The 9,205-nt window shown below is 68.1% G+C and carries 10 protein-coding genes; 6 read left to right on the top strand and 4 right to left on the bottom strand.

Annotated features, from left to right (window positions below; translation table 11 throughout):
- From R1101_RS0110460 to R1101_RS0110435, 6 genes are all read left to right on the top strand, one after another.
- Positions 1-489, top strand: a 489-nt coding sequence (locus R1101_RS0110460; protein ID WP_016933382.1) for a phosphoadenylyl-sulfate reductase, incomplete at its 5' end; no start/stop codon positions are given.
- Positions 486-1,430 (top strand): sulfate adenylyltransferase subunit CysD, encoded by a 945-nt coding sequence (gene cysD, locus R1101_RS0110455; protein WP_016933381.1) that lies wholly within the window; start codon positions 486-488, stop codon positions 1,428-1,430. The genes R1101_RS0110460 and cysD, both read left to right, overlap by 4 nt.
- Positions 1,431-1,432: 2 nt before the next feature.
- The gene (locus R1101_RS0110450; protein WP_016933380.1) at positions 1,433-2,767 is read left to right on the top strand and encodes a sulfate adenylyltransferase subunit 1; all 1,335 of its coding nucleotides are present in this window, start codon (positions 1,433-1,435) and stop codon (positions 2,765-2,767) included.
- Positions 2,764-3,507: a sirohydrochlorin chelatase gene (locus tag R1101_RS0110445; RefSeq protein WP_016933379.1), complete on the top strand. Its 744-nt coding sequence runs from the start codon at positions 2,764-2,766 to the stop codon at positions 3,505-3,507. Before R1101_RS0110450 ends, R1101_RS0110445 begins: the two co-directional genes overlap by 4 nt.
- 103 nt (positions 3,508-3,610) lie before the next feature.
- Entirely contained in the window at positions 3,611-4,501 is an 891-nt protein-coding gene (ppk2, locus tag R1101_RS0110440; protein WP_016933378.1) for a polyphosphate kinase 2, read from the top strand.
- 96 nt (positions 4,502-4,597) lie between these two features.
- Complete coding sequence (locus tag R1101_RS0110435; protein ID WP_016933377.1) at positions 4,598-5,476, top strand: universal stress protein; 879 nt, start codon at positions 4,598-4,600, stop codon at positions 5,474-5,476.
- Positions 5,477-5,482: 6 nt separating this feature from the next.
- Here R1101_RS0110435 and R1101_RS0110430 read toward each other — a convergent pair whose 3' ends face one another.
- The 4 genes from R1101_RS0110430 to R1101_RS0110415 form a co-directional block, all read right to left on the bottom strand.
- Positions 5,483-6,481 (bottom strand): sulfate/molybdate ABC transporter ATP-binding protein, encoded by a 999-nt coding sequence (locus R1101_RS0110430; protein ID WP_016933376.1) that lies wholly within the window; start codon positions 6,479-6,481, stop codon positions 5,483-5,485.
- Positions 6,478-7,284 carry a sulfate ABC transporter permease subunit CysW gene (gene cysW / locus R1101_RS0110425; RefSeq protein ID WP_016933375.1) on the bottom strand — a complete coding sequence of 269 codons (807 nt, stop codon included), beginning with the start codon at positions 7,282-7,284 and terminating at the stop codon, positions 6,478-6,480. The genes R1101_RS0110430 and cysW overlap by 4 nt, the downstream gene beginning before the upstream one ends.
- On the bottom strand, positions 7,281-8,078 hold the full coding sequence (gene cysT, locus R1101_RS0110420; protein ID WP_016933374.1) for a sulfate ABC transporter permease subunit CysT: 798 nt from the start codon (positions 8,076-8,078) through the stop codon (positions 7,281-7,283). Before cysT ends, cysW begins: the two co-directional genes overlap by 4 nt.
- A 114-nt stretch (positions 8,079-8,192) precedes the next feature.
- Positions 8,193-9,205, bottom strand: a 1,013-nt coding sequence (locus R1101_RS0110415) for a sulfate ABC transporter substrate-binding protein (protein WP_016933373.1), incomplete at its 5' end; no start/stop codon positions are given.

Below are 9,205 nucleotides of genomic sequence, written 5' to 3'. Positions count from 1 at the left end.
CTTCCGCCCGAGACGCTCGGCACACGTGACGCGGTGGCGCAGGTGTACGGCGTGAACATCGTCGACGCGCAGGCACAGCAGTCGGTCGCGGAGCAGGACGACCTGCTCGGCAAGGATCTGTTCGCCCGCGATCCGAACGAGTGCTGCCGCCTGCGCAAGGTGGTGCCGCTGACGGAGAGCCTGAAGGGCTACCGCGCATGGGTGACCGGCATCCGCCGCGTCGAGGCCCCCACCCGCGCGAACGCTCCGCTCGTCTCGTTCGACGACGCGTTCGGGCTGGTGAAGATCAATCCGATCGCGGCATGGTCCGACGAGGACATGCAGAACTACATCGACGAACACGGGATCCTCGTCAATCCCCTCGTCGACGAGGGCTACCCGTCCATCGGGTGCGCCCCGTGCACCACCAAACCACTTCCCGGAGCCGATCCGCGCAGCGGGCGCTGGGCCGGCCGAGCCAAGACCGAATGCGGGTTGCACGCCTCATGACACTCACCGATACGAATCCCACCGAAGCCCGGACACTGTTGGGCGGCAACCGGTTCGACACCCTCGATGCCCTCGAGTCGGAGGCGATCCACGTCTTCCGCGAGGTCGCGGGCGAGTTCGAACGACCCGTCATCCTGTTCTCCGGAGGCAAGGACTCCACCGTCCTGCTGCACCTGGCGATCAAGGCCTTCTGGCCGGCACCGCTGCCCTTCGCGTTGCTGCACGTCGACACCGGCCACAACCTCCCCGAGGTCCTCGAGTTCCGCGACCACGTGGTCTCGAAGTACAACCTGCGACTGCACGTCGCGAGCGTCGAGGACTATCTCGCCGACGGCCGGCTCACCGAGCGTCCCGACGGCATCCGCAACCCGCTGCAGACCGTGCCGCTGCTCGACGCGATCTCGGAGAACCGGTTCGACGCCGTCTTCGGCGGTGGCCGCCGCGACGAGGAGCGTTCGCGCGCCAAGGAGCGGATCTTCTCGCTGCGCAACGCATTCGGCCAGTGGGACCCGAAGCGTCAGCGTCCCGAACTGTGGAATCTGTACAACGGGAAGCACGCACCCGGTGAGCACGTGCGCGTCTTCCCGCTGAGCAACTTCACCGAACTCGACATCTGGCGGTACATCGCCCGCGAGAACGTCGACCTGGCGAGCATCTACTACGCGCACGAGCGTCCCGTCTACCGCCGCGACGGCATGTGGATGACCCCGGGTGTCTGGGGCGGTCCGGCCGAAGGCGAAGAGCTCAAGACGCGTTCGGTGCGCTACCGCACCGTCGGCGACGGATCGACCACCGGCGCGATCCTGTCCGAGGCCTCCACGAACGAGGAGATCCTCGCCGAGGTCGCGGCATCACGACTGACCGAGCGCGGCGCCACCCGCGGCGACGACCGGGTTTCCGAAGCGGCGATGGAAGACCGCAAGCGAGAGGGCTATTTCTGATCATGAGCGACCTCCACGAGCGGGCCGTGCAGAGCGACACGCAGCTGCTGCGCCTCGCCACCGCCGGTTCGGTCGACGACGGCAAGTCCACCCTGGTGGGCCGGCTGCTGTACGACACCAAGTCCGTGCTCGCCGACCAGATCGACGCCGTCACCCGCGCGTCGGTCGATCGCGGCCTCGACACCCCCGACCTGTCGCTGCTCGTCGACGGCCTGCGCGCCGAGCGTGAGCAGGGCATCACCATCGACGTGGCGTATCGCTACTTCGCCACACCGAAGCGCAGTTTCGTCCTGGCGGACACCCCCGGCCATGTCCAGTACACCCGCAACACCGTCTCGGGTGCGTCCACCGCGCAGCTCGTCGTCCTGCTGGTCGACGCGCGCAAGGGCGTCGTCTCGCAGACCCGCAAGCACGCCGCGGTGCTCGCCCTGCTCGGTGTGCCGAAGCTGGTCCTCGCGGTCAACAAGATCGACCTCGTCGAGGATCCGGCCGCGGTGTTCGCGCAGATCTCCGCGGAGTTCGGCGAGCTGACGAGTTCGCTCGGCTGGGCGACCGAGGACGTGCAGGAGATCCCGGTCTCCGCGCTGCACGGCGACAACGTGGCGGTGCGCAGCGAGAACACGCCCTACTACGACGGTCCGACCCTCATCGAGTATCTCGAGTCGGTCCCCGTCGACGCGGATGTGCACGGCCGGCACGAGACCGGTCTGCGCTTCCCGGTGCAGTACGTGATCCGTCCCCGCACGGCGGAGTTCCCCGACTACCGCGGCTACGCGGGTCAGGTCGCAGCGGGTTCCGTGCGTCCCGGCGACGAGGTCGTCGTGCTGCCGTCCGGTGTCCGCACCACCGTCGAGCGCATCGACAGTGCCGACGGCGCATTCGATGTCGCGCACGCCGGCCGGTCGGTGACGCTGGTGCTCGCCGACGACGTCGACGTCTCCCGCGGCGACATCATCGCCACGCCGGAGGCCGCACCGGAGCCGCTGTCCGAGTTCGAGGCCACCGTGTGCTGGCTCGCCGAGAAGCCGTTGCGCCCCGGCGCCCGGCTGCTGCTCAAGCACGGCACCCGCACCACGCAGGCCATCGTCGGGACGATCGACGAGCGGTTCGACGAGCAGAACCTCTCCTCCGTCCCCAGCCCGGAGAGCATCGAGCTCAACGAGATCGCGCGCATCACGGTGCGTGTCGCAGAGCCGATCGCCGCGGACGACTACCGCGTCAACCGTCGCAGCGGCAGCTTCCTGCTCATCGATCCGGCCGGGGGCAACACCCTCGCCGCCGGACTCGTGGGCGACGGACTCGCCGACATCGAGCTCGGGGACCGCGTCCCGGCATGATGCCGCTCGTCGCCGTCGCGCACGGCAGTCGCGACCCGCGATCGGCGCGGGCCGTGGCTGCTGCGCTCGACACCGTCCGGGCCGAGAATCCCGGTCTGGACGTGCGACTCGCGTTCCTGGACCTGAACACCCCGTCGGTCGGGCAGGTCCTCGACGCGCTCGCCGCGGACGGGCATCGGCAGGTCGCGGTGGTGCCGCTGCTGCTCGGCAGCGCCTTCCACGCGCGGGTCGATCTGCCGGCCCTGTTGCACGAGGCGCAGCAACGTCATCCGCTGCTCGAGGTGCTGTGCTCACCGATCCTCGGCGACGACGACCTCCTCGTCGACGCGGCTCGCGACCTGATCACGGCGACGGGTGTGTCGGTGGACGATCCGTCCGTGGGAGTCGCGGTGTGCGCGGTGGGATCGCGGCGCCCCGAAGCGAACCGGACGACGGAACTGGTCGTGCCCCGCATTCTCGCCGGCACGGCGTGGACGCGGGCCGCGGCGTGCTTCGCCACCACGGCGCCGTCGGTCGAGGCGACCCTCGACACCCTCACCTCTCGCGGCGCCCGCACCATCGTGCTGACACCGTGGATCCTCGCCCCAGGGCTGCTGTGGGATCGCGCCCGCACCGCCGCCGAAAACCTCGGGCACGTGCGGGTCGCGCAGACCCTCACCCGGCACGACGCCGTCGCGCGGGTGATCACCGAGCGGTACACCGAGACCCTGCGCCGGGGACACGAGCTGCGCGTGGCCTGAGTCGCCACCGACTCTCCGTCCGAGTTCACCCGCGATTCGCATTCCTCCGCTACAACGTAACCACAGGGCGTCACTCGATATCCGTGATCCGGGAGGACCGCGCGTGCAGAACGAACTCCGTCGCTACATCGATCGGCTCCGCACGGAGGGCTACTCGGTGCGCGACGACCACGGCGAGGACCCCGACCTGATCGACATCGAGGGCAAGGCCGTCGACACCTGGCGGGAGAACTATCCGTACGACACTCGGATGGATCGCGCCACCTACGAGGTCGAGAAGTATCTCCTGCAGATCGAACTGCTGAAGTTCCAGTCGTGGGCCAAGGACAACGGATCCAAGCACATCATCGTGTTCGAGGGCCGCGACGCCGCCGGCAAGGGCGGCACGATCAAACGGTTCCAGGAGTACATCAACGTCCGGCACGCCCGCACCGTCGCGCTCAACAAGCCGTCCGACCGCGAGCACGGTCAGTGGTACCTGCAGCGCTACATTCAGCACTTCCCCACCGCCGGTGAACTCGTACTGTTCGACCGGTCCTGGTACAACCGCGCCGGGGTCGAACGCGTCATGGGCTTCTGCAGCGACGACGAATACGAGCGCTTCATGGAACAGGTCCCGATGTTCGAACAGCTCGTCGTGGACGCCGGCATCACTCTGACGAAGTTCTGGTTCTCCGTCACCCGGAGGGAACAGCGCACCCGCTTCGCGATCCGCCAGCTCGATCCGGTCCGGCGATGGAAGCTGTCGGAGATGGACCTCGAGTCGCTCGACAAATGGGACCAGTACACCGACGCGAAGGAAGAGATGTTCCGGCGCACCGACACCGACTGGGCGCCGTGGACGACCATCAAGTCCAACGACAAGAAGCGGGCCCGGATCAACGCGATGCGGTTCTTCCTCGACCAGTTCGAGTACGACGACAAGGACCGCCAGATCGTCTTCCCGGCCGACCCGATGATCGTCCGGCGCGGCAAGGATGCCGTCGGCGACTAGGGCCTCCGTAGCGGTGTTCCGCACCTGCCGGGACCGGCAGGGCTGGCGCACACGCTGTGATCCGTACCACACTGGATGGTGACGCGAGGAGGCAGCATGGGCACAGCCAATGTCGGTCACGGAATCGTCGTCGGCATCGACGGATCGGACAGCGCACTCGATGCGGCCCGGTGGGCCGCCTGCGTTGCCCGACGTCTCGGCGAACCGATCGACCTGGTCCACGTTCATCCCCCCACCTCCGACAACGGCACCGACCCGTCGGAGGCCGTTCTCACCACCGCGGAAGCAGCGGTTCGTGGCGCGGTCGACCGGGTCGAGGTTCGACGGTCCACGCCGTCGGGCAAACCGGATCGCGTGCTCACCGAACTGTCGCGCGAGGCAAGGATGATCGTTCTCGGACACACCACCACCAGCGAATGGCAGTCGATGGTCCGGCGCTCCGACGTCGTATCCGTCGCCAACAACGCCGAATGCCCGGTGGTGACGTGGCGCAGCCGGGAGGGGTTCCGGCCGCCCGACGGCCGTCCGGTCGTCGTCGGGGTGGACGGTACCGAGCTCAGTGCGGCCGCCGTGGAACAGGCCTTCGCGACCGCGTGTGCGCTCGAGGCGCCGCTCGTCGTGCTCCACACCTGGACCGAGCAGTCGACCCTGACATACGGCGAGGGCTCACGATTCAGGGACTGGTCGGCCTATGTCGAGTACCGGAAGAAGGAGATGATCACGAACACGGCCGGATACACCGAGCAGTATCCCGACGTCGACGTCTCCTACCGGGTGGAGCGGGGCAAGCCCGACATCGTGCTGCTCGAGGAGTCGAAGACCGCCCAGCTCGTCGTGGTGGGAAGCCACGGCCGAAGCCCTCTGGCCGCCTCGATCGTGGGCTCGAGCAGCCAAGGGCTGATCCACCACAGCTGCTGTCCGGTCATGATCTGCAGGGCCCGGCGCCGTGCGGAAGCGGGTGCGGAAGCCCACTGACCCCGTTCACGGCGCGAGGGTACCGAGAGGTTCGTCCTCCGACGCAGCCGGGGCGTGCGCGTAGACCGTGTCGCCGGCGACGAGTCCCAGGTTCTGAGCTTCGCCGCGGGTGATCTGCGTCGTGAACTGCCCGCCGGTCGCATCGTTGCGCAGTTCGACACGCACCTCGAAGCCCAGCCGGACGACACGCTCGACGGTCGCCCGCGTGACACCGACAGCTCCACCGGACGTCTCGGAGAGGGTGGGCTGCCGAGTCAGCCGGATGTCGTGCGGGCGCACCAGCACACCGTCGAGTTCGGACACCGTCCCGAGGAACGACATGACGAAGCTGTTCGCCGGGCGATCATAGAGTTCCTCGGGTGTTCCGATCTGCTCGATACGTCCGGCGTTCATCACCGCGATGCGGTCGGCGACGTCGAGCGCCTCCTCCTGGTCGTGCGTCACCAGCACAGTGGTGACGTGGACCTCGTCGTGCAGGCGACGCAGCCAGGTGCGCAGGTCGGCGCGGACCTTCGCGTCCAGCGCACCGAACGGCTCGTCGAGCAGCAGCACCTGCGGATCGACGGCGAGGGCTCGGGCGAGCGCCATGCGCTGGCGCTGGCCGCCGGACAACTGTGCCGGATAGCGTCGCTGGAATCCGCCGAGCCCGACGATCTCGAGGAGTTCGTCGACCCGCCTGGTGATCTCGGCCTTGGGGCGTTTTCGGATCTTCAGTCCGAAGGCGACGTTCTCACGCACCGTCATGTGCTTGAACGCCGCGTAGTGCTGGAAGACGAAGCCGATGTCGCGCTTCTGCGGGGAGATGTCGGTGACGTCCTCACCGGCGATGTGGACGGTGCCCGCGTCGAGGGTCTCGAGGCCGGCGATCGAGCGCAGCAGGGTCGATTTCCCCGAACCCGACGGCCCGAGCAGCGCGGTGAGCGAGCCGGACGGGATGTCGATGCCGACGTCGTCGAGTGCGGCGAAGTCTCCGTAGTTCTTGCGCGCCCCGGTGACGGTGATCATTCGGTGCTCCTCTTCCGGTCGAGCAGGGTCATCAGCAGCAGGACGATCACCGCGATGGCCATGAGCAGGGTCGCGGCGCTGTAGGCGCCGAAGGTGTTGTGGTCGTCGATGTACCGGGCGTGGACGAGCAACGTCAGCGTCTGGGAGACGCCGGGGAAGCCGGACGAGACCATGATGACGGCGCCGAACTCGCCGAGGGCTCGCGCGACGGTGAGGACGATGCCGTAGGTCAGGCCCCAGCGGATCGCCGGCAGCGTGATCCGCCAGAAGGTCTGCCACGTGTTCGCGCCGAGGGTCGCGGCTGCCTGCTCCTGCTCCTCCCCGATCTCGCGCAACACCGGTTCGACCTCGCGCACCACGAAGGGCAGGGTCACGAAGATCGTCGCGAGCACCATGCCCGGCAGCCCGAAGATCACCTTGACGCCGAGATCCTCGACGGCACCGAACCAGCCGTTGGCGCCCCACAGCATGATCAGCGCGACACCCACGACGATCGGTGAGACGGCGAAGGGCAGGTCGACGACGGCCTGCAGCAGTCCCCGCCCCGGGAATCGGCCGCGGACGAGCGCCAGCGCGACCACGATGCCGAAGAGCACGTTCAGGGGAACGACGATCGCGACGATCAGCAGCGACAGGTTCAGCGCCGAGATCGCCGCCGGGGTGCTGATCGACTCGGCGAACGCCACGATGCCGTTCTCGAAGGTGCGGTAGAGGATCACCCCGATCGGGACGAGCAACAGCACGAACAGATAGGCGAGCGCGACGAAGCGCAGCGACAGTCGGGATGCGAGGGACGGTTTCACCGGTCGTCCTCCTCTCGGCGCAATCCGCGGTTCGCGACCAGGCGCAGAACGAACAGCACGACGAACGCGAGCACCAACAGCGCGACGGAGACCGCGGCGGCGTTGACCGATCGGTCGATCTCGATCTGCTGCTGGATGTACTGCGACGCGACCTGCGTCTTGTAGGGGATGTTGCCGCCGATGAGCACAATCGAGCCGTACTCACCGATGGCGCGGGCGAAGGCCAGCCCGGTGCCGCCGAGGATCGCCGGTGCGAGCACCGGCAGGACCACCGTGCGGAAGATCGTGACGTTGCCGGCGCCGAGCGAGGCGGCGGCCTCCTCGACCTCACGGTCGGCTTCGATGAGCACCGGCTGCACGGAGCGCACCACGAACGGCAGCGTGACGAACGCCAGCGCCACGACCAGTCCCGGCTCGGTCGCGTTGAGCTGCACACCGATCGGGCTCTGCGGTCCGTACAGCGAGAGCAGCACGATGCTCGCGACGATCGTGGGCAGGGCGAAGGGCAAGTCGATGAGTGCGTCGACGAACTTCTTCCCCGGGAACTCGTCACGGACGAGCACCCACGCGATCACTGTGCCCATCACGGCGTTGATCGCCGCGACGACCAGCGAGACGACGACGGTGATCCGCAGGGTCGCGAGGGCGGCGGGCGCGGTGATCGCATCGACGAACGTTCCGAGTCCGTCCGAGACAGAGTGGAAGGCCAGGGCTGCGAGGGGAAGCAGGACGATCAGGCTCAACCACAGGGTGGCGATGCCGATACCGAGGGGCCCGACGGCGCCGGTGAACATCCGGCGTCGCGGCCGGGCGGGGGCCGCAGTGGACGGCCCGCGACGCGAACCCGCCGGAGCGGGAGACGAATCTCCCGACCCGGCGGTGTGTTCCGAAACGGTCACGCGCGTGCTCTACTTCGTGGCGTTGTCGTAGATCACCGCGATGGTACCGGTGCTGTCGGCGAACAGCTCCTCGTTCACGGTGTCCCAGCCGCCGAGGTCGGCGACCGTCCACAGCGTCTCCGGCTGCGGGAACTCGTCGGCGAACTCCTCGGCGACGGCCGGGTCGACGGGCCGGAAGCCGGCCTCGGCCCACAGACGCTGCGCCTCGGGGGTGTACAGGAAGTCGTTGAACGCCTGCGCGACCTCGACATCCTTCGCGTTCTTCAGCACCGCCGCAGGGTTCTCGATCTTGAAGGTGACGGGCGGGGTGACGTGCTCGACGGGGTCGCCGTTGCGCTCGATGAACAGTGCCTCGTTCTCGTAGCTCAGCAGCACGTCGCCGGTGCCCTGGAGGAAGGTCTCGGTGGCCTCGCGACCGGACTTCGGCTGCACCTTCACGTGATCGGTGACCAACGCGGTGACGTAGTCGATGCCGGCCTGCGGGTCGGCGCCACCGTTGCTCTTCGCGGCGTAGGGGGCGAGCAGATTCCACTTCGCCGAACCCGAACTGAACGGGTTGGGCGTGACGACCTCGACGTCCGGACGGAGCAGGTCGTCCCAGTCGCGGATGTTCTTCGGATTGCCCTCACGGACCACGATGGTGACGACCGATCCGAACGGAATCCCCTTGTAGGCGTTGTCGTTCCACCCCTCGTCGACCAGTCCGGCGTCGACGAGACGGGTGATGTCGGGCTCGACCGAGAAGTTCACGAAGTTGGCCTCGGCGCCGTCGCGCACCTTCCGGGACTGGTCTCCGGAGGCCCCGTAGGACTGCTGGAAGACGACGCCCTCCCCTTCCTCGGTCTCCTGGAAGGCGGGGATCAGCAGGTCGAACCCGACCTTCGGCACCGCGTAGGCGTAGAGATCGACCGTGCCGCCGGATCCGTCGGCCCCGCTCTCCGCTCCGACGGTGTCGCTCGAACCTCCGGAGCAGGCGGTCAGGGTGGTGATCGCGGTGACCGCCGCGAGCGTCGCGACGACGA

The sequence above is a fragment of the Rhodococcus sp. R1101 genome, assembly GCF_000278445.1.
Classification (GTDB): domain Bacteria; phylum Actinomycetota; class Actinomycetes; order Mycobacteriales; family Mycobacteriaceae; genus Rhodococcus; species Rhodococcus gordoniae.
The sequence above is the reverse complement of the archived record's forward strand: the minus strand, read 5'-3'. Positions and strand labels throughout refer to the sequence as shown.